General features: G+C 69.4%; 20 protein-coding genes. 7 read left to right on the top strand and 13 right to left on the bottom strand.

Going from position 1 to position 19654, the window contains the following annotated elements; genetic code table 11:
- Positions 1 to 47: 47 nt before the first annotated feature.
- Genes dapF through HUN07_RS11355 form a run of 3 tightly spaced genes read right to left on the bottom strand, consistent with a single transcriptional unit; the run spans position 48 to position 2583 of the window.
- Entirely contained in the window at positions 48 to 917 is an 870-nt protein-coding gene (gene dapF, locus HUN07_RS11365; RefSeq protein ID WP_174909750.1) for a diaminopimelate epimerase, read from the bottom strand.
- Positions 918 to 922: 5 nt separating this feature from the next.
- Positions 923 to 1855: a tRNA (adenosine(37)-N6)-dimethylallyltransferase MiaA gene (gene miaA / locus HUN07_RS11360; RefSeq protein ID WP_174909748.1), complete on the bottom strand. Its 933-nt coding sequence runs from the start codon at positions 1853 to 1855 to the stop codon at positions 923 to 925.
- Positions 1843 to 2583, bottom strand: coding sequence for a hypothetical protein (locus HUN07_RS11355; protein ID WP_174909746.1), 741 nt, complete (start codon positions 2581 to 2583; stop codon positions 1843 to 1845). The genes miaA and HUN07_RS11355 overlap by 13 nt, the downstream gene beginning before the upstream one ends.
- A 168-nt stretch (positions 2584 to 2751) precedes the next feature.
- Between HUN07_RS11355 and HUN07_RS11350 the strand changes: the two genes are divergently transcribed.
- The gene (locus HUN07_RS11350; RefSeq protein ID WP_114719849.1) at positions 2752 to 4107 is read left to right on the top strand and encodes a DUF349 domain-containing protein; all 1356 of its coding nucleotides are present in this window, start codon (positions 2752 to 2754) and stop codon (positions 4105 to 4107) included.
- 80 nt (positions 4108 to 4187) lie between these two features.
- Here HUN07_RS11350 and HUN07_RS11345 read toward each other — a convergent pair whose 3' ends face one another.
- A complete protein-coding gene (locus tag HUN07_RS11345) occupies positions 4188 to 4826 on the bottom strand; it encodes an Rv2732c family membrane protein (RefSeq protein ID WP_114719847.1) in 639 nt (212 codons plus the stop codon).
- Positions 4814 to 6331, bottom strand: coding sequence for a tRNA (N6-isopentenyl adenosine(37)-C2)-methylthiotransferase MiaB (gene miaB, locus HUN07_RS11340; protein WP_114719845.1), 1518 nt, complete (start codon positions 6329 to 6331; stop codon positions 4814 to 4816). The genes HUN07_RS11345 and miaB overlap by 13 nt, the downstream gene beginning before the upstream one ends.
- A gap of 186 nt (positions 6332 to 6517) precedes the next feature.
- Here miaB and HUN07_RS11335 point away from each other — a divergent pair, with 186 nt between their 5' ends.
- Genes HUN07_RS11335 through HUN07_RS11320 form a run of 4 tightly spaced genes read left to right on the top strand, consistent with a single transcriptional unit; the run spans position 6518 to position 9727 of the window.
- Entirely contained in the window at positions 6518 to 7246 is a 729-nt protein-coding gene (locus HUN07_RS11335; protein WP_174909744.1) for an amino acid ABC transporter ATP-binding protein, read from the top strand.
- 22 nt (positions 7247 to 7268) lie between these two features.
- Positions 7269 to 8108 (top strand): glutamate ABC transporter substrate-binding protein, encoded by an 840-nt coding sequence (locus HUN07_RS11330; protein WP_114719841.1) that lies wholly within the window; start codon positions 7269 to 7271, stop codon positions 8106 to 8108.
- A 15-nt stretch (positions 8109 to 8123) separates the two neighbouring features.
- The gene (locus HUN07_RS11325) at positions 8124 to 8807 is read left to right on the top strand and encodes an amino acid ABC transporter permease (protein WP_114719839.1); all 684 of its coding nucleotides are present in this window, start codon (positions 8124 to 8126) and stop codon (positions 8805 to 8807) included.
- Positions 8804 to 9727 carry an amino acid ABC transporter permease gene (locus HUN07_RS11320; protein ID WP_174909742.1) on the top strand — a complete coding sequence of 308 codons (924 nt, stop codon included), beginning with the start codon at positions 8804 to 8806 and terminating at the stop codon, positions 9725 to 9727. Before HUN07_RS11325 ends, HUN07_RS11320 begins: the two co-directional genes overlap by 4 nt.
- Positions 9728 to 9779: 52 nt before the next feature.
- On the opposite strand, the gene recX is transcribed toward HUN07_RS11320, so the two are convergent.
- The 7 genes from recX to HUN07_RS11285 all read right to left on the bottom strand — a co-directional run bounded on the left by recX (position 9780) and on the right by HUN07_RS11285 (position 16398).
- Positions 9780 to 10394 (bottom strand): recombination regulator RecX, encoded by a 615-nt coding sequence (gene recX, locus HUN07_RS11315; RefSeq protein WP_174909740.1) that lies wholly within the window; start codon positions 10392 to 10394, stop codon positions 9780 to 9782.
- 64 nt (positions 10395 to 10458) lie between these two features.
- The gene (recA, locus tag HUN07_RS11310; RefSeq protein ID WP_114719833.1) at positions 10459 to 11496 is read right to left on the bottom strand and encodes a recombinase RecA; all 1038 of its coding nucleotides are present in this window, start codon (positions 11494 to 11496) and stop codon (positions 10459 to 10461) included.
- Between the two features lie 194 nt (positions 11497 to 11690).
- The gene (locus tag HUN07_RS11305) at positions 11691 to 11885 is read right to left on the bottom strand and encodes a DUF3046 domain-containing protein (RefSeq protein WP_114719831.1); all 195 of its coding nucleotides are present in this window, start codon (positions 11883 to 11885) and stop codon (positions 11691 to 11693) included.
- 40 nt (positions 11886 to 11925) lie between these two features.
- Entirely contained in the window at positions 11926 to 13071 is a 1146-nt protein-coding gene (locus HUN07_RS11300; protein WP_174909738.1) for a glycosyltransferase, read from the bottom strand.
- An 82-nt stretch (positions 13072 to 13153) separates the two neighbouring features.
- Positions 13154 to 14137, bottom strand: a complete 984-nt coding sequence (locus HUN07_RS11295) for an LLM class F420-dependent oxidoreductase (protein ID WP_114719827.1) — start codon at positions 14135 to 14137, stop codon at positions 13154 to 13156.
- 104 nt (positions 14138 to 14241) lie between these two features.
- Positions 14242 to 15753, bottom strand: a complete 1512-nt coding sequence (locus HUN07_RS11290; RefSeq protein WP_174909737.1) for a glycerol-3-phosphate dehydrogenase/oxidase — start codon at positions 15751 to 15753, stop codon at positions 14242 to 14244.
- Between the two features lie 36 nt (positions 15754 to 15789).
- Positions 15790 to 16398: a TetR/AcrR family transcriptional regulator gene (locus HUN07_RS11285; protein ID WP_174909735.1), complete on the bottom strand. Its 609-nt coding sequence runs from the start codon at positions 16396 to 16398 to the stop codon at positions 15790 to 15792.
- A gap of 20 nt (positions 16399 to 16418) precedes the next feature.
- Here HUN07_RS11285 and HUN07_RS11280 point away from each other — a divergent pair, with 20 nt between their 5' ends.
- Positions 16419 to 18047 carry an FAD-binding oxidoreductase gene (locus tag HUN07_RS11280; RefSeq protein ID WP_174909733.1) on the top strand — a complete coding sequence of 543 codons (1629 nt, stop codon included), beginning with the start codon at positions 16419 to 16421 and terminating at the stop codon, positions 18045 to 18047.
- Complete coding sequence (locus HUN07_RS11275) at positions 18044 to 18934, top strand: diacylglycerol kinase (protein WP_174909731.1); 891 nt, start codon at positions 18044 to 18046, stop codon at positions 18932 to 18934. The genes HUN07_RS11280 and HUN07_RS11275 overlap by 4 nt, the downstream gene beginning before the upstream one ends.
- Positions 18935 to 18938: 4 nt before the next feature.
- Here the strand turns inward: HUN07_RS11275 and HUN07_RS11270 are convergent, their stop codons facing one another.
- On the bottom strand, positions 18939 to 19652 hold the full coding sequence (locus HUN07_RS11270; RefSeq protein WP_174909729.1) for a PIG-L deacetylase family protein: 714 nt from the start codon (positions 19650 to 19652) through the stop codon (positions 18939 to 18941).
- Between the last annotated feature and the right edge of the window lie 2 nt (positions 19653 to 19654).

Genomic DNA, 19654 nt, shown 5'->3' with positions numbered 1-19654 from the left:
TGCACGCGCATTTCCGTCCGCCGCCCGGCACCCGGGCGAGCCCGGCATCAACCCAGCTCGGTCCACCAGCGGTCGTCGACCGTGCCGGACGCGACCAGCACCGACGGCCCCCGTAGCGCCGCCCGACCACCGTCGATCGACACCTCCACACGGCCGCCGGGCACCCGCACCTCGACCTTGCCGTCGGTGTCGCCGGATGCCCGCAGCGCCGCGGCGGCGGCCGCGACGGTGCCCGTGCCGCACGACCGGGTCTCGCCCACGCCGCGCTCGTGCACGCGCATCTCCACTGCACCGTCGGCGAGCGGGGTGAGGATCTCGATGTTGACGCCCTGCGGGAAGAATCCGGGATCGAATCCGGGCGCCGCCGTCAGATCCAGCGCCGCGAGTGCCGCGGACGTGAGAGTGGGGTCGACGCACGCGAGGTGGGGGTTACCGACGTCGATGCCGATGCCGTCGAGCAGGCGCCCGCCGACCGTTGCGGTCGACGACCCGAGCTCGCGCACCTGTCCCATGCCGACGGTCACGTCGCCGTGCACGTGGTCGGCCGCGTGCACCCGGACGGGGCGGGCGCCGGCGCGGCTGCCCACGACGAACTCGTCGTGCAGCTCGAGGCCGGTCGCGCGCAGGTAGTGCGCGAAGACCCGGACACCGTTGCCGCACATCTCGGCGATCGAGCCGTCACCGTTGCGGTAGTCCATGAACCAGTCGTCGGGACCGACGCCCTGGGGCAGTTCGGCCAGCACGCCCACCGCCGCGAGCGCGCCGGCCCGGGCCACCCGCAGCAGGCCGTCGGCTCCGAGCCCGCGACGGCGGTCGCACAGCGCGGCGATCCGGTGTGCGGGCAACGCGAGATCGGCGTCCGGATCCGGCAGGATCACGAAGTCGTTCTCGGTGCCGTGGCCCTTGCTGAATTCCATGGGACTCACTCTAGCGACCGGTCCGCATGCTCCAGCGCGGCCTCGACGAGGTTCGGATCGGCCCCGTCCACCCAGTGCACTCGCGGATCCCGCCGGAACCACGACCGCTGCCGGCGGACGTACCGACGGGTACCGATGAACGTGCGCTCCACCGCCTCGGCGAGGTCGTACTCGCCGTCCAGCATGGCCAGCACCTGCGCGTACCCGATGGCCCGCTGCGCGGTCACACCCTCACGGAGCCCCACCTCGACCAGCGCCCGCACCTCGTCGACCAGGCCCCGATCGAACATCAGCTCGGTGCGCAACCGGATCCGCGCGTCGAGCGCCTCGGTCTCGCGGTCCACACCGACGATGACGGTCCCCCAACGCGGTTCACCGATCTTCGGCGCGGACGCGGCGAACGGCTTGCCGGTGAGCTGCACGACCTCGAGCGCCCGCACGATCCGCCGCCCGTCCGTCGGCAGGATCGACGCCGCCGCCTCCGGATCCACCCGCGCGAGCTCCGCGTGCACCGCGGCCACGCCGCGTTCGGCGAGCACGGACTCCCAGTGCGCCCGGATCTGCGGATCGGTCGCCGGGAACGCCCACTCGTCGAGCAGCGACTGCACGTACATCATCGAACCGCCCACGATGATCGGCACTGCGCCCCGCGCGCGGATGTCCTCGATGTCGCGGCGCGCCGACTCCTGGTACCGCGCCACCGTCGCGGTCTCGGTGACGTCCAGCACATCGAGCTGGTGGTGGACGATTCCACGCCGCTCCGGCACGCTCAGCTTCGCGGTGCCCACATCCATCCCGCGGTAGAGCTGCATCGCGTCGATGTTGACGATCTCGCCGCCCAGCCGTTCCGCGAGATCCAGGCCCAGATCCGACTTCCCGGTGGCAGTGGGACCCACGACGGCGATCGGAGTACGACCCTGATCGGTCACGGCAGCCACATCCCGACGTGGTAGCCGACCCCGAAAGGCGCCCCTGAATACAGCGACTCCGCCTTGCGCGGACCGCCGTCCGGGCCGCCGAACGCGGCCGAAAGTGTCTGCCACGCAGCACGGCCGGACAGCCCGATCTCGCCGCACAACCGGGCGTCGAGACCTCCGAGCGCCCCACAGTCACCGCTCGCGAGGGCCCGACCGAGCACCGCCTCGACATCTGCAGACCGCTCGTCGAGCGACCCGGGAGCCTTGTCCGTCAGCGTGTTCGCGCCGTCCGCCACGACCAGAAGTCCCTGCGGCGACGGCGACGCGTCGAGTTCGTGGCGCAACTGCTCCCCCAGGCGCACGCACTCGGCGATCGGCGTGTCGGGCGCGAGGATTCGCACCCGGACCGTGGCCGACGGTGCGGCGCGCCCGCGCAACCACCCGGCGACGAGAGCCGCGAGCGGCATCGCCGGGTCGACCTCGCCGCGGTCGGATTCGCCGGGCGCCAGGCACACTCGCACGTCGACCCCGAATCCCGCGAAGGTGCCGCACGATTCGGGGGAGATCTCGGCGGCGGGCGCACCGGGATCGGCGACACCGATCACGGTCCACTGCCCGCACGCCTCGCCCAGCCTGCCGGACACATCCAGCACGGCTCGGCGCAACCGGTCGGTTTCCGGCGCTGCGGCCCCGGCCAATTGGGGCACCAGCAGCGGGGGCGAGGGCACGAAAGCAGCGGCGGTCAACACACTGCGCCACGGTAGTCGACCCGAGGTGACGCCCTCGGAGGGTCATACCTGTTTCAATAGTCTTGAACAGTCGCTGCAGGCTCCCACCATTTCCGATCGACCGACGGACCCAGGTGGGAGGCGACAGTGCGATCAGGCAGCCGTGACGCGCGGCAGAGACGAGGAGCTATGACCGAGAGCAACGCACCCAAGCCGGGTACCCCCAAGCCGGGTGTCCCCAAGCCCGGCGCCGCCAAGCCGGGTGCCGTGACATCGAGCTCGCCCAAGCCCGGTCCGGCTCCGACCCACGCCATGCCCGCCGTGGCCACCAGCGATCCCAGCCTGTTCGGCCGGGTCGACGACGACGGCACCGCGTGGGTCAAGACGGCCGACGGCGAACGACAGATCGGCTCGTGGCAGGCAGGGGACGCCGCCGAGGGCCTCGCGCACTTCGGACGACGGTACGACGACCTGGCGACCGAGGTGACGCTCCTCGAGACGCGCCTGGCCTCCGGTGCCGGCGATGCCAAGAAGACCCGGGCCGCAGCCGCGGCGCTCGCCGAGTCACTCCCCACCGCGGCGGTCATCGGCGACATCGACACACTGAGCGTTCGTTTGACGGCGATCATCGCGGGCTCCGCGCAGGCCGAGGAGCAGGAGAAGCAAGACAAGGAGCAATCGCGGCAGGAGCAGACCTCCCGCAAGGAGGCGCTCGCGGCCGAGGCCGAGCAGATCGGCAACGAATCCACCCAGTGGAAGGTCGCGGGTGACCGGCTGCGCGAGATCCTCGACGAGTGGAAGACCATCCGGGGACTCGATCGCAAGACCGACGACGCCCTGTGGAAGCGGTACTCGAAGGCCCGCGAGGCCTTCAACCGCCGGCGAGGCACACACTTCGCCGAACTCGATCGGGAGCGCGCCGGCGCGAAGTCCCGCAAGGAGGAGCTCGTCACCCAGGCCGAGGCGTTGGCGACCTCCACTGACTGGGGTCCGACGGCAGGCGAGTTCCGGGACCTGCTCGCCGAGTGGAAGGCCGCCGGACGGGCGCCCCGCGAAGCGGACGACGCCCTGTGGCGCCGTTTCAAGGAGGCGCAGGACGTCTTCTTCGCCGCCCGCAACGCCGCGGCGTCCGAACGCGACGCGGAGTTCGCGCAGAACGCCGTCGCCAAGGAAGAGCTGCTGAAGTCCGCGAGCGCCATCGATCCCGACAAGGATCTCGAGGCGGCTCGCGCGGCGCTGCGCGACCTGCAGGAGAAGTGGGACGCGATCGGCAAGGTTCCGCGCGAGCGGATGCACGATCTCGAAGGCAAGCTCCGCGCCATCGAGAAGCGCGTGCGCGAGGCCGCCGACTCGGAGTGGCGCCGCACCGATCCCGAGGCACTGGCGCGGGCCGCCCAGTTCCGTGAGCGCGTCGCCCAGTTCGAGGAGCAGGCCGCCAAGGCCACCGCGGCAGGCAAGACCAAGGACGCGGAGAAGGCCCTCGCCCAGGCCAAGCAGTGGCGTGAGTGGGCCGAAGCCGCCGAGGGCGCCGTCAACGAGCTCTGATCGGTAACGAGTGAGGGTGTGCGACGCCGGTCGGCGTCGCACCCCTCACTCGTGTTTCGGGCGACCTGGGTCGCCGGAACTCAGTTCTGCCAGTCCTCGCGCGCCGAGTCCTCGCTCGCGGCGTTGCGGCGCGCCTCCTCGGCAGCGAGCTGCACCGCGGTCCGGCTCCACACCACCTTGATCCAGTGGAAGGTCAGGACGATGACCGTGATCCAGCCCAGCACGAGACCGAATCCCGGACCCGAACTCGAGGCCTCAGTCGCCGGGAGGGTCTGCCGCGACCAGATCGCGAGCATGCCGAACACCGCCGACACCGCGGTACCGGCCAACGCGATCCACGCCAGCACCCACCGCCGGGTCACGAGCGCGAGAATCGAGAAGACTCCGCCGAACACGAGTGCCATCCACACGAAGATGCGCGACGGCAGCTTGATGTTCTCGTCGATCGCGTCCTGATTGCCGACGAGTACGTCCCAGCCGTTCACGGATCCGGTGTGCGGCAGCGTGAACGACAGCAGGAGCACCAGCACGCACACGGCCACGACGACTGCGCGCATGCCGGGGTCGATCTCCCCCGCGACCTTCTTCTCGGCGGCCTCGAAGTCCTTCTGGTACTCGTCCATCGGATCCGGAACGCCCGGGACACCCGGGCCGTCTCGGTCCGGCCGGTTCTCGCTACCGGAAGCGTCGCCGCTGTCCGAGGTGCTCATGCGTTGCATCCCATCTGTGCTGGCAGCGGTGCGGGGGCGCCGACCTGCGGCAGCCCCAGCCCGACACCGATCGGCGGGGTCTTCGGCGTGACCCCTCGTTCGAACGAGTCGCCGGCGCGGGTGCGCCGGTGGGTGAGGACGAGATTGTCCGCGACCAGGTGGTGCGGGGCAGCACCGGTCACGACGACGGTGATCACGTCGCCGGGGCGCAGGTCGCCGTCGAGGTTGCCCTCGGGACGGAAGTGCACCAGGCGACCGTCTCGTGCGCGTCCGCTCATGCGCGCGGTCTCGGCGTTCTTGCGGCCGTCGCCCGCGGTCACCAGCAGTTCCACCTCGGTGCCGACGAGCTTGCGATTCTCGTCGAGGGTGATCTCCTCCTGCAGCGCGATCAGCCGGTCGTAGCGTTCCTGCACAACGGCTTTCGGCAGCTGGCCGTCCATCTCGGCGGCCGGGGTGCCCGGACGCTTGGAGTACTGGAACGTGAAGGCGCTCGTGAACCGCGCCTGCCGCACCACGTCGAGGGTCGCCTGGAAATCCTCCTCGGTCTCCCCCGGGAAGCCGACGATGATGTCGGTCGTGATCGCGGCATGCGGCATCGCGGCACGAACCTTCTCGATGATTCCGAGGAACTTCGCGCTGCGGTACGACCGGCGCATCGCCTTGAGGACCCGATCCGAGCCGGACTGCAGCGGCATGTGCAGCTGCGGACACACGTTGGGGGTGGTCGCCATCGCCTCGATGACGTCGTCGGTGAACTCCGCCGGATGCGGGGACGTGAACCGCACCCGCTCGAGCCCCTCGATCTGCCCGCACGCACTCAGCAGCTTCGCGAAGGCGCCGCGGTCCCGCGGGATCTCGGGGTCGGCGAACGAGACGCCGTACGAGTTGACGTTCTGCCCGAGCAGTGTCACCTCGAGGACACCCTCGTTCACGAGCGCCTGGACCTCGGCGAGGATGTCGCCGGGGCGCCGGTCGACCTCCTTGCCGCGCAGCGCGGGCACGATGCAGAACGTGCAGGTGTTGTTGCAGCCGACGGAGATCGACACCCATCCGGCGTAGGCGGACTCGCGCTTGGCCGGCAGTGTCGACGGGAACGCCTCGAGCGATTCGAGGATCTCGACCTCGGCCTTCTGATTGTGACGGGCCCGCTCGAGCAGCGCCGGCAGCGAACCGATGTTGTGGGTGCCGAACACGACGTCGACCCACGGGGCCTTCTTCACCACCGTGTCGCGGTCCTTCTGCGCGAGACAGCCGCCGACGGCGATCTGCATCCCGGGGCGCTCCTCCTTGACCGGAGCGAGATGGCTCAGATTCCCGTACAGCTTGTTGTCGGCGTTCTCACGCACCGCACAGGTATTGAAGACCACGAGGTCGGCCTGCTCCCCCGGCACAGCCCTGGTGTAACCGGCGTCCTCGAGTAGACCCGAGAGCCGCTCGGAGTCGTGCACGTTCATCTGACAGCCGTACGTGCGGACCTCGTAACTGCGCCCGGCGTTCTGGTCGATCGTCTCCACGCGTCCAGGGTACGGCCCCGCACAAAACCGCCTGTCGGGGCCACATTGGTCCACCGAAGGCGACCGCCGCGACTGTATCGTTCAAGATCGATCGGCTCTAGACCAGCGGGTACGCAAAAAGTCCATATAGGGTTACGCGTTATGACGCAGCCTGAGACAACCGGAACGGCTCCCGGGACCCCGTCGATGATCTTGATGAAGGGTGTCGACAAGCACTACGGCGACCTGCACGTTCTACGGAACATCGAACTCGAGATTCCGGCCGGCCAGGTCGTCGTGATGCTCGGCCCCTCGGGGTCCGGCAAGTCGACGCTGTGCCGCACGATCAATCGACTCGAGCCGATCGACAACGGCTCCATCACGATCGACGGCGTCGCAGTCCCCGCCGAGGGCCGTGCCCTCGCGCGGCTGCGCTCGGACGTCGGGATGGTGTTCCAGAGCTTCAACCTGTTCGCCCACAAGACCGTGCTCGAGAACGTGATGCTGGCGCCGGTCAAGGTCCGCAAGATCGACAAGGCCGAGGCGAAGGAGCGCGCCCTGGCGCTCCTCGAGAGGGTCGGCATCGAGTCGCAGGCCGACAAGTACCCCGCGCAGCTGTCCGGCGGACAGCAGCAGCGCGTGGCGATCGCCCGGTCGCTCGCGATGGATCCCAAGGTGATGCTCTTCGACGAGCCCACCTCCGCGCTGGACCCCGAGATGGTCAACGAGGTCCTCGACGTCATGGTCAACCTCGCCAAGGAAGGCATGACCATGATCGTCGTCACCCACGAGATGGGATTCGCGCGCAAGGCCGCCGACCGGATCATCTTCATGGCCGACGGTTCGATCATCGAGGACTCCGACCCCGACACGTTCTTCACCGCACCCGAGTCCGATCGCGCCAAGGACTTCCTCGGCAAGATCCTCGGCCACTGACACCGGGGCGGAGGAAAACACCATGAGACGAATCAGATCCCCCCGCATCCTGTCCGTCGTCGCAGCCCTCACCGCGGTCGTGCTGACGGCCTCGGCGTGCGGCAGCAGCGAGCCACGGGACGTGCTCGCCGACGCCGCCGACGGGCACCTCACCATCGGCACCAAGTACGACCAGCCCGGACTGGCGCTGCGCGAGCCGGACAAGACGATGACCGGCTTCGACGTCGAGGTCGCCAAGTACATCGCGAACTACCTGGGTGTTCCCGAGAGCGGCATCACGTGGCGCGAGGCCCCGTCGGCGCAGCGCGAGAACTTGATCAAGAACGGCGAGGTCGACTTCGTCGTCGGCACGTACTCGATCACCGACAACCGCAAGAAGGTCGTCGACTTCGCCGGCCCGTACTACATCGCGGGGCAGTCGCTTCTGGTCCGCGCCGATGACGACACGATCACCGGACCCGAGTCCCTCCAAGGTGGGAAGAAGCTGTGTTCGGTGTCGGGCTCCACCCCGGCGCAGAAGATCAAGAAATCGTACCCCGGCGTGCAGCTGCAGCAGTTCGACAGCTACTCGTCGTGCGTCGAGGCTCTGCACCGCGGCAAGGTCGACGCCCTGACCACGGACGACATCATCCTGGCCGGATACTCCGCCCAGTACCCCGGTGAGTTCAAGCTTGCCGGTGAACCGTTCACCACCGAGCCCTACGGAGTCGGTCTACCGAAGGGCGATACGGAAGCACGGATGAAGATCAACGATGCGATCGAGGACATGATCGCGACCGGGGCCTGGCAGCGGGCACTCGAGGACACCATGGGCGAGTCCGGCTATGCGCTTCCCGCGCCGCCGGCCGTCGACCGGTACTGATGCGGAGGAGGTGAAATGGGACTACTTGATACTTACGGTGATCAGCTGGTCAGCGCGTTCTGGACAACGGTGCAGCTCACCTTCTGGTCGGCGCTCGGCGCCCTGATCTGGGGCACGCTCCTCGCCGCGATGCGGGTCTCCCCCGTGCCGATCCTCCGGATCTTCGCGACCTGGTACGTCAACATCTTCCGCAACACACCGCTGACGCTCATCATCGTGTTCTGCTCGGTGGGCCTCTACCAGAACCTGGGCGTGTACTTCGCCCCCGAGGACTCCCCGAAGTTCATCGATCAGAACAACTTCCGGCTCGCGGTGCTCGGGTTCGTCGTCTACACCGCCGCTTTCGTGTGCGAGTCGCTGCGGTCGGGCATCAACACCGTTCCGCTCGGCCAGGCCGAGGCGGCCCGCTCGCTGGGCCTGACGTTCACCCAGAGTGTCCGGATGATCGTGCTGCCGCAGGCGTTCCGCGCGGTCATCGCGCCCCTGGGCAGCGTGCTGATCGCGTTGACGAAGAACACCACGATCGCTTCGGCCATCGGTGTGGCCGAGGCGTCACTGCTCATGAAGACGATGATCGAGAACGAGGCCGACAAGCTGTTCCTCGTCTTCGCGATCTTCGCGATCGGATTCATGATCCTGACGCTGCCGGTCGGCTTCCTGTTCGGTTACCTCGGCAAGCGTCTGGCGGTGAAGCGATGACCCAGCAGTCGAGCGTTCTCTTCGACATCCCCGGCCCCCGGGCCAGGGTACGGAACCGGCTGATCGCGATCGTCTTCGGCATCGTCCTCGTCGCGGTCGCGCTGTACGTGCTCAACGTGCTGGCCGACAACGGCCAGCTCGAGGCCGACAAGTGGTCGCCGTTCCTGGACCACTTCACGTGGACCACCTACCTACTGCCGGGCCTGAAGGGCACGCTGCTCGCGGCGTCCCTGTCGATCGTGTTCGCGCTGATCCTCGGCGCGGTCCTCGGCATCGGTCGACTCTCCGATCACCGGTGGGTCCGCTGGATCTGCGGCGCGTTCGTGGAGTTCTTCCGGGCGATTCCGGTGCTGATCCTGATGATCTTCGCCTACCAGGCGTTCGCCCAGTACGGCGTGTTCCCGTCGAACCAGCTGGCGCTGGCCGCGGTCGTCGTGGGCCTGACCCTGTACAACGGCTCGGTCATCGCCGAGATCCTGCGGGCCGGCATCCTGTCGCTGCCGAAGGGTCAGACCGAGGCCGCGTCAGCGCTCGGTATGCGCAAGGGCCAGATGATGCGGCTGATCCTGCTGCCGCAGGCGATCACCACGATGCTGCCGGCCCTGGTGTCTCAGATGGTGGTTGCGCTGAAGGACTCGGCGCTCGGCTACCAGATCGGCTACATCGAGCTGATCCGCAGCGGCCAGCAGGCGGCGTCGTACTACCGCAACTTCTTCGCTGCACTGGTCGTGGTCGGCGTGATCATGGTGATCATCAACTTCGCGCTCACGTCCTTCGCGACGTGGCTCGAGAAGCGGCTCCGCAGCGGCGGCAAGAAGGGCACCCGCCCGGTCGTCGTGCCGATCGACACCAACGAACTCGACGGCGCCCCCGGCATCGACGATTTCAGCGACACCGTGAAGTCGCAGCCGCGACTCTGACGGTACGAGCACCGTGAAGGGCTCGCGGAGGAATCAATCCTCCGCGAGCCCTTTACGTTTCCGAGCCGAGGTCGTCCAGTTCCGCCTTGACGACGGCGAACGACATGGATGCCGGGTAGCCGCGGCGCGCGAGCATGCCGACGAGTCGGCGCATCAATTTTTCTCTGTCGTCGCGGTCTGCGATGTCCTCAGCGGTGATACGTACGAGCTTCTTGCGGACCAGTTCGGCGGCCTTCTCGTGTTCGTCGTCGGAACTGATCTGCGACAGCGCCTCGGTGGACGTCTGCTGGTCGATGCCCTTGCGGCGCAGTTCCGTTGCGAGTGCCCGCCGGCCGCGACCGGAGTAGGTGTGCCGAGAGTGGACCCACTGCTCCGCGAACGCGGCATCGTCGACGAGGCCGACCTCGGCGAGGCGGTCGAGGACTCGCTCCACGACGGCCTGCGGGTAGCCCTTCTGCGCCAGCTTCTGCTCGAGTTCCGCGCGGCTGCGCGCACGATCGGTGAGCAGCCGCAGACACACGTCCTTGGCCCGCGCCGCGAGCGTCTCCGGGGAGCCCTGGAGTTCGAACGGTTCCCCGTCCGGGCCGACCTGGCGACCCCGTGAACGCCCCCTTCCCGAGCGGCTCGTGCGCCGTTCGGGGCCGTGATCCGTTTCGTCGTCAATCATCGTTGGGTGGTTCTCCCCCGCCCGATCGGCATCGCCGGCCGGGCGGGGTACGACACTCACCGGCCTAGAAGTCGGCCGACTCGGCACTGTCGTCGGTCACGACCGCACCGATACCGAGCTTCTCCTTGATCTTCTTCTCGATCTCGTCGCGGATGTCGGTGTTCTCGAGCAGGAACTTGCGGGCATTCTCCTTGCCCTGGCCCAGCTGATCGCCCTCGTACGTGTACCAGGATCCGGACTTGCGGATGAACCCGTGCTCGACGCCCATGTCGATCAGCGAGCCCTCCTTGCTGATGCCCTGGCCGTAGAGGATGTCGAACTCGGCCTGCTTGAACGGCGGCGACACCTTGTTCTTGACGACCTTGACGCGGGTGCGGTTACCGACCGCGTCGGTGCCGTCCTTGAGCGTCTCGATGCGGCGGACGTCGAGGCGGACCGAGGAGTAGAACTTGAGCGCCTTACCACCGGTCGTGGTCTCGGGCGAGCCGAACATCACACCGATCTTCTCGCGCAGCTGGTTGATGAAGATCGCCGTGGTGCCCGAGTTGTTGAGGGCACCGGTCATCTTGCGCAGCGCCTGGCTCATCAGTCGCGCCTGCAGACCGACGTGGCTGTCGCCCATCTCGCCCTCGATCTCGGCACGCGGCACCAGCGCGGCCACCGAGTCGACGACGATGATGTCGAGGGCGCCGGAACGGATCAGCATGTCCGCGATCTCGAGCGCCTGCTCACCGGTGTCGGGCTGCGAGACCAGGAGGGCGTCGGTGTCGACACCGAGCTTGCGGGCGTACTCCGGATCGAGCGCGTGCTCGGCGTCGATGAACGCCGCGATGCCGCCGGCGGCCTGCGCGTTCGCCACCGCGTGCAGCGCGACCGTCGTCTTACCCGAGGACTCCGGACCGTAGATCTCGACGACGCGTCCGCGGGGCAGACCGCCGATACCCAGCGCCACGTCCAGCGCGATCGATCCGGTGGGGATCACGGCGATGGGCTGATGAGCCTCCTCACCCAGACGCATCACCGAGCCCTTGCCGAAGCTCTTGTCGATCTGTGCCAGAGCCAGCTCGAGCGCCTTGTCGCGGTCGTGTGCCTGTGGTGCCATCGTGGTCCCCTTTTCGAAGTCTCGTCCAGCGATCTGGGATCAGGTTAGAGCCCGGTACCGACAACTTCGCCGGCTCGAACGGTCCGAACCGCCGCACTCAGCCGCAACGTGTGGACGACAACGGATGATCCCAGCATAAGCGAACATCTGTTCGAGTCAATCACCGGCGGGGGTGCCGCACCGCCGGCGCCGCGCTATCTACGCTGCGGCGGAACGTCGAACTCGTCGCACAGCGCGCGCCACACCGCGCGGGGATCCTCGCCGTCCTCGATGGCGTCGACGGCGGTCTTCCCGCCCAGACTGAGGATGACGTGGTCGACCAGCAGGGAGTCGCCGCGTACCTGTCCGAACTCTTCCCGGACGAGATCATGGAATTCGGTCAGTCGCACATGTGCCACCGTAGCGGAATCGGCCGGACCGCCACGCCGCTCATGCCGCCGCCCGGCACACCGCGACCGGGTCGGCGACGTCCGCGATCCCGTCGGCCGCCCGCCGCGCGGCGGCAGCGTAGGCCGGGTCGTCGAGGACCTTCCGCACCGCGTCCCGCAGCGTCGCGACCTCCAGCGGGCGGATCATCACCCCCAGACCGCCACGGGCGACCCGGTTCGCGACCTCCCACTGGTCCCCGCCACCGGGGACCGTCACCGCCGGCACACCTGCCAGGAGTCCCTTCGCGAGCACACCGTGGCCGGCGCCGCAGATCAGCGCCGACGCATTCCGCAGCATCTCGTCCTGCCGCCCGTACCCGGCACGCACCCAGTCCGGCAGATCGATCTCGGGCTTCTCGAACAGGGTCACGAGCATCCGCACACCCAGCCCGTCGAGCGCCCGGATCGCCGTGTCGAGCATGCCGCCGGCCCCAGTCGACGCGGTGGACGGCGCCAGGACCACCAGCGGCCCGTCCCCCGGCGGCGGGTCGAGCACGTTGTCGGCAGGCTCCCACACGAGCGGCCCGACGACATGCGCGTTCGACGGCCAGTCCGGGCGCGGCACCTCGAGCGCGGGCAGGGTCGCGATCAGCCGCGCCGCCGGGCCCGGGTCCCGGGCGGACAGGCCGACGCTCACCCGCGCCTCGCTGCGCTGGACCCGCCCCTTCCGGATCGACGGCGCGGTCGCGGCCCGCAGCAGCGTGTCCCGGAGGCGGCCGCCGACACCGGTGCCGGGCGCCATACCCGACCCGATGGGCGGCAGGCCCTTCGACGGCAGGTACAGCGGGTGCGGCGACAACTCCACCCACGGCACCCCGAGCCGTTCGGCAGCCATGCCGCCGCCGACGGTGATGATGTCGGACACCACGAGATCGGGCGCGACGTCACGCATGTCGGGCAGCAGCGCCGTCGAGACGTGCGCCGCCCGACCGTGGATCTTCGATCCGGAGTCGGAGTCGTCGTCGAACTCGCGCGGCGCGAGACCACCGAGCTTGCGCGCCTCGATCCCGATGCCACGTGCGACGTCGAGCCACCGTCCCGCGGAGAAGAACACCGGATCGTCGCCCGCGGCAACGAATTTCCGACACAGCGCCAGGGCCGGGACGGCATGACCGGCCTCTGGTCCGGCGACAACAGCTACTCGCATCCGCTCAGGGTGCCACACCGGCGGCCCGCTGCAGCGCGGTCAGCGATTCCGCGCTGCGCGGGTTTCGGTCGCGCGCCTGCGGTCAGCCACGAACGAGCGGTCCGAGGGTGCGACCGACCAGTTCGACGATGCCCGGCTGGTGTCCGTTGGCCACCAGATTGACGATCACGCCGTCGACGCCCACGTCGAGTACCCGGGTCTTGATCTGCTCGGCCACCTCGTCCGGGCTGCCGACGAACTGCCGATCCGTCGCGACGGCCCGCTCGGCCACCGACAGTGCCGACAGGTCCACGCCACGCGACAGCAGGAACTCGCGCTGCATCTCGCGGGCCCTGTCCCCGTCCTCGTCGAGCATCACGAACGCGAGAAAGCTCGTCTCGAGCGTCTTCGGGTCACGGTCGACCTCCTCGCAGCGCTGTGCGAGGGCCTCGAGTTTGCGCGGCAGCTCGGTCGCGTTCGCGATGATGTTGAGGTGGTCGGCGTAGCGGGCCGCGAGCCCGAACGTCTTCTTCTCGCCGCCGCCGCCGAGCATGATCGGCAGGTCGTCGCGGATGCGCGGCTCGTTGATCGCGTTCTCGACGTGGTACCACTTGCCCTCGAACGTCGGCCGGTCGCCGTGGAGCATCGGCGAGATGATCGCGAGCGCCTCCGTGAGCCGCTCGAACCGGTCGGTGAACGTGCCGAACTCGAATCCCAACTGCTGGTGTTCGAGCTCGAACCAGCCGGCGCCGATGCCCAGGACCGCCCGGCCGCCGCTGACGACGTCGAGCGTGGACACCGTCTTGGCGAGCATCGCCGGGTTCCGGTAGGTGTTGCCGGTGACCAGTGCGGACAACTGGATCGAGTCGGTGGCCGTCGCGATTCCGGCCAGTGCCGTGTAGGCCTCGAGCATCGGCTCGTCGGGCTCGCCGATCCCCGGCAGTTGGTAGAAGTGGTCCATCACGAACACGGCGTCGAATCCGGCGGCCTCCGCCTCCCGAGCCTGGGCGATGACAGTCGGAAACAGGTCGCGGACGGGAGTCGAGTAGCTGAAGTTCGGAATCTGGTACCCGAGTCGAATACTCATGACATTCGACGCTACGCCCGCAACGGTATTCGCGCGCCCCTTCCTACTCGCGGTTCACTCGGCCGTGACGCTGTCGCGATCACCGGCCCCTGACACTGCCGCGATCAGTCGCGGGTCAACGCGTCCTCCGCGGCCGACATCGCCCGCTCCCGATCGGCCGCGACCAATCCGATCCGGGTGCGGCGGTCGAGCAGATCGTCGACGTCGAGCGCGCCCTCGTGGCTCACCGCGAACGCCAGTTCGGCGTGCGTGACGTCGATACCCTCGGCGATCGGCGTGAGCGCCCCCGCCTCGGCCACCAGGCCCGCCTCGCTGCCGTACCGCGCGACCAGCGACGGCGGCAGGTTGCGAGGCGCGGTGCGCGTGGCCCCGACTGCGGGCAGGTCCGTCGTCACGCACGATCGCGCCGTCAGACCGCCTGCGGCGACTGCCGCATCGACCGCATCCTGCGCCATCTTCCGGTACGTCGTGAGCTTGCCGCCGACCACACTGACGACACCGTTCGACGAACGCAGCACCGCATGGTTGCGGGACAGATCCGCGGTCTTCCCCTCGCCGCTGTCGAGGAGCGGGCGCAGACCCGCGTACGTGCCGACGACGTCGGCGCGCGTGATCGGAGTGGCCAGCGCCGTGTTGACGGTGTCGAGCAGAAAATCGATCTCGCCGTCGGATGCGGCGGGGACGTCGGGCAGCGGACCGTCGACGGCCTCGTCGGTCAGGCCCAGGTACACGCGCCCCAGCTGCGCCGGCAGCGCGAACACGAAACGGTTGGTCTCGCCCGGGATGGGCACGGTGAGCGCCGCGGTGGGGTTCCCCAACAACTCCGCGGGCAGCACCAGGTGCGTGCCGCGACTGGGCTTGAGCCGGATGTCCGGGTCCACCTGCCCGGCCCAGACACCCGCGGCATTGACGACGGCTCGGGCACGGATCGTCATCTCCTCGCCGGTGATCTCGTCCCGCAGGCGGGCCGACTCGCCGGTCACGTCGTACGCGCCGACGCGGGTCAGGATCGTCGCACTGTGGGCGGCCGCGGTCCGGGCGAGGGCCACGACGAGACGGGCGTCGTCGACCAGCTGTCCGTCGAACGCCAGGAGACCGCCACGCAGGCCGTCGCGGCGGACGGCGGGCGCGAGCTGCGCGGCCCGCGCCGCCCCGACCCGACGGGACCGCGGCAGCACCGACGCGGGCGTCCGAGCGGTGATCCGCAACGCGTCACCTGCGAGGAATCCGGTCCGGACCAGGGACTTCTCGAAGAAGCTGACCGACGGCAGCAGCGGCACCAACTGCGGCAGTGCCCGCACGAGGTGCGGCGCCGTCCGCGTCATGAGGATTCCGCGCTCGACGGCACTCTCCCGCGCGATCCCGACATTGCCGGACGCCAGGTACCGCAGTCCGCCGTGCGCCAGCTTCGAACTCCACCGGCTGGTCCCGAAGGCGAGGTCGTGCTTGTCGACCAGCACCGTGCGCAGGCCGCGCGACGCGGCGTCCAGTGCCGTTCCGACGCCGGTGATGCCGCCACCGATCACCAGGACGTCGACGACATCGCCGTCCCCGAGATCGGACAGTTCCCGACTGCGACGCTGGGCGTTGAGCACGGACTGCGCATTGTCCTGCACTGTTCCTCCTGGAAGTGGGTCGGTGGTGGTCGGTGGTCAGAGCACCGAGCGTGGCGCTAGATAGGAGTCGACGGCGACACGCAGTTCCTCGACGAGCGCGGCCGCCGGCAGCAGCTCGGCCACCATCCGCGCCGACTGGACCGCCGACTGGACGGTGAGCAGCACCATCGTCGCCATGTGCACCGGGTCTGCGGTGCGGATCGAGCCGTCGTGCTGTCCGGCGGCGATGGCGGCCGCGACCACCTCGACGATGGCCCGCTGACTCGTTCCGAGTCGATCGACGACGTACGTCATGAGCATGTCCGGGTCGGATCGCAGGATCTTCTCGAACAGGGGGTGATCGCGCATCTCCGTCGCGACGTCGACGACGGCCTGCACGAGCTGGAGCCGCGCGGGAGCGTCGCCGATCATGTCCGGGATCGCCGTACGGATCTCGCGGGTCAGCAGGTCGGCGACGACCGCCCGGGTGTCCGGCCAACGCCGGTACACGGTGGGCCGACTCACGCCGGCGCGGCGGGCGACCTCCGCGAGCGTCGTACGACGCAGCCCGAAGTCGAGCACGCACGAGCGTGCCGCGTCGAGGATCTGGTCGTCGACACTCGGAGACTCCCCGGCAGATCCGGAAGCTTCATTACAGATAGACATCGTGTGTAACACTGTAACGCATGTCCGATGCCTTCGTGCCCGAAGTCCCCGCCACCACGGCCCCCACCATGGAGTGGGACGCCTGGGGTGTCGCCGAGTCCCGCCGACACCTGTCGCCGCAGATCACGACCCTGCTCCAGCAGGCACTCGGGGTCTCCGTCGAACAGGCAGCGCCGCCCACCGAGTCCGACGTGACGCTGCGCGAGAGCACCCTCGGCCACGCCCTCATCGCCGCCCTCCGCGAACTCCTCGGCGCCGACCACGTCCGCACCGACGACGCGTCCCGCCTGCGGCACTCCGGCGGCAAGAGCACCCCGGACCTGCTGCGCCGCAAGGCCACCGACCCGCAGGACGCTCCTGACGCGGTCCTGCTGCCCGGCTCGCACGACGAGGTGCTGGCACTGCTGCGGTTCTGCGCGGCCGAGGGTGTCGCGGTGGTCCCGTTCGGCGGCGGCACCAGCGTCGTCGGCGGTGTCGACCCCGCCCGCGGCCGGTTCCACTCAGTAGTCGCCCTCGACCTGCAGCGACTGAACGCGCTCACCGATCTGGATCCGGTGTCCGGCGTCGCGACGCTGCAGGCCGGCCTGACCGGCCCGCAGGCGGAGCAGGTCCTCGGCGAGCACGGGTTCTCCCTCGGCCACTTCCCGCAGAGCTTCCAGTTCGCCACGATCGGCGGGTTCGCCGCGACCCGGTCGTCGGGACAGGCGTCCGCCGGGTACGGCCGCTTCGACGACATGGTCGAGTGGCTGCGCGTCGCCACCCCGTCCGGCACCCTCGACCTCGGACGCGGTCCCGCCTCGGCGGCCGGCCCCGACCTGCGCGAGTTGTTCGTCGGCTCCGAGGGCACTCTCGGCATCATCACCGAGGTGGGCCTGCGCGTGCACCCGGTCCCCGAACGCACCGGGTACCAGGCCTGGTCGTTCCCCGACTTCGAGACCGGCGCCGCCGCGCTGCGCGCCGTCGTCCAGTCCGGGTCCGCGCCCACCGTGATGCGTCTGTCCGACGAGGCCGAGACCGGCATCAACCTGGCGCTGGCCGGCGACATCGGCGGCGACAGCCCCACCGCGGGCTGCCTCGCCATCACCACCTTCGAGGGCACCGACGCCCACGTCGAGGCCCGCTACGCCGAGGCGACCGCACTGCTCGCCGCGACCGGTGGCACCGCGCTGGGTGAGGGGCCCGCACAGTCGTGGGAGCACGGCCGCTTCGACGCCCCCTACCTGCGTGACGCGCTGCTGAACGCCGGCGCGATCGCCGAGACCCTCGAAACCGCCACGCGCTGGTCCAACCTCGCGAACCTGCGCACCGCAGTCACCACTGCTCTCACCGAATCGCTTGCGGCACAGGGCACGCCGGCCCTCGTGATGTGCCACATCTCACACACCTACCCCACCGGTGCGTCGCTGTACTTCACCGTGGTGTGCGCACAGGCCGACGATCCACTGTCGCAGTGGGCCACCGCCAAGCGCGCCGCGGGCGATGCGATCATGGCCGCGGGCGGCACCATCACCCACCACCACGCGGTGGGCCGCGACCATCGGCCGTGGATGGAGACCGAGGTCGGTCCGCTGGGTGCGCGCGTCCTGCGGGCGGTCAAGGACGCAATCGACCCCGCCGGAATCCTCAACCCTGGCAAGCTCATCCCATGACGAAATCGGTCACGGTCCTGACGAATCCGGCCGCGGGCAGCGGCCACGCCCCGTGGGCGTCCGCCGCCGCCGTGGCCCGTCTGCGGGAACGCGGCGTCACGGTCACCGAGATCGAGGGCCGGTCCGCGGACGAGGCATTGGAACTGGCACGCAAGGCCGTCGCCGACGGCACCGACGCACTGGTCGCCGCCGGCGGCGACGGCCTGGTCAGCATCGCGTGGCAGGCGCTGGCGCAGACCGGGACTCCGCTGGGCATCGTCCCCGGCGGCACCGGCAACGACCACGCGCGCCTGTTCCACATCCCGGTCGACGACCCGGCGGCGGCCGCCGACATCATCGCCGCGGGCGACGTCGCGACCGTCGACCTGGCGCGGACCGGCGACCGCTGGTTCGGCACCGTGCTGTCGAGCGGATTCGACGCCCTCGTCACCGACCGCGCCAACCGGATGCGGTGGCCCAAGGGCCCGATGCGCTACAACCTCGCGATGGTGGTCGAACTGGCGCGGCTGAAGCCGATCCCCTACCGGATCGTGCTCGACGACCGCACCATCGAACTCGACGCGACGATGGTGTCGGTCGGCAACGGCACCTCCTACGGCGGCGGCATGCTCATCACACCGAATGCGAAACTCGACGACGGCCTCCTCGACGTCACCGTGGTCGCATCGGGTGGCCGGTTCAAGCTGGTGCGCCTGTTCCCCACCGTCTACAAGGGCACGCACGTCGACCTCGACGAGGTGCAGACGTTCCGGACCCGAAAGCTGCGGCTGGAGACCGGCATCCCCGTCACGTCGTACGCCGACGGCGAGTTCGTCGGGCAGTTGCCGATCGACGTCGAGGCCGTCCCGGGTGCGGGACGCGTCATCGTCGGCGCCCCGCTCTCCTAGGCGGTCAGCCGCCGAAGACGTACAACTCGAAGCCGACGGCCCGTTCGGCGTCGAATCCAGGCTTGGGCCCGGTGGACATCTCGATCTGCCGGGCCGCCTGGTCCAACACCGGTTCGTCGCTGAGCGCCTCGAGGTACGCGTGGTGCTCGCACAGCGATTCGACGGCGCGCTCGACCGTCGCGGCGACGTCCACCGCGTGCGTGGTCCCGACCATCGTGTTCACGGCGGCCCACCGCACGCCCGCCCATGGCGGTTCGGTGAGTTCGGGGAAGATCCACTCGTTCGCGGCGTCGGCGACGGCGTCGAGGACACCGAGCCCGACGGCCCGGTGGTCGGCGCTGTTCAGGAACCCCGGCCCCCACGTCTCGCGGTGGTTCATCGTGACGACCATCTCGGGGCAGTGCGTCCGGATCACCCGGGCCAGGTCCCTGCGCAGATCCAGCCCGTATTCGATCCGGCCATCGGGATAGCCGAGGAATTCCACCTGCGACACACCCACGATCGCGGCCGAACGTCGCTCCTCGTCCTCGCGCAGCGGCCCGGACTGCTGGGGGTGCAGGCCCGCGATCCCCGCCTCACCACTCGTGACCAGGACGTACCGAATGTCCTTGCCCTGGTCCGTCCATCGGGCGACAGCCGCCGCGGCCCCGTATTCGATGTCGTCGGGATGGGCGACGATCACCAACCCGCGCTGCCAGTCCTCGGGAATGGGTTCCATGT

The sequence above is a fragment of the Rhodococcus sp. W8901 genome, from assembly GCF_013348805.1.
Classification (GTDB): Bacteria; Actinomycetota; Actinomycetes; order Mycobacteriales; family Mycobacteriaceae; genus Prescottella.
Note: the sequence above shows the minus strand (reverse complement) of the source record. Positions and strands in the feature narration are given on the sequence as shown.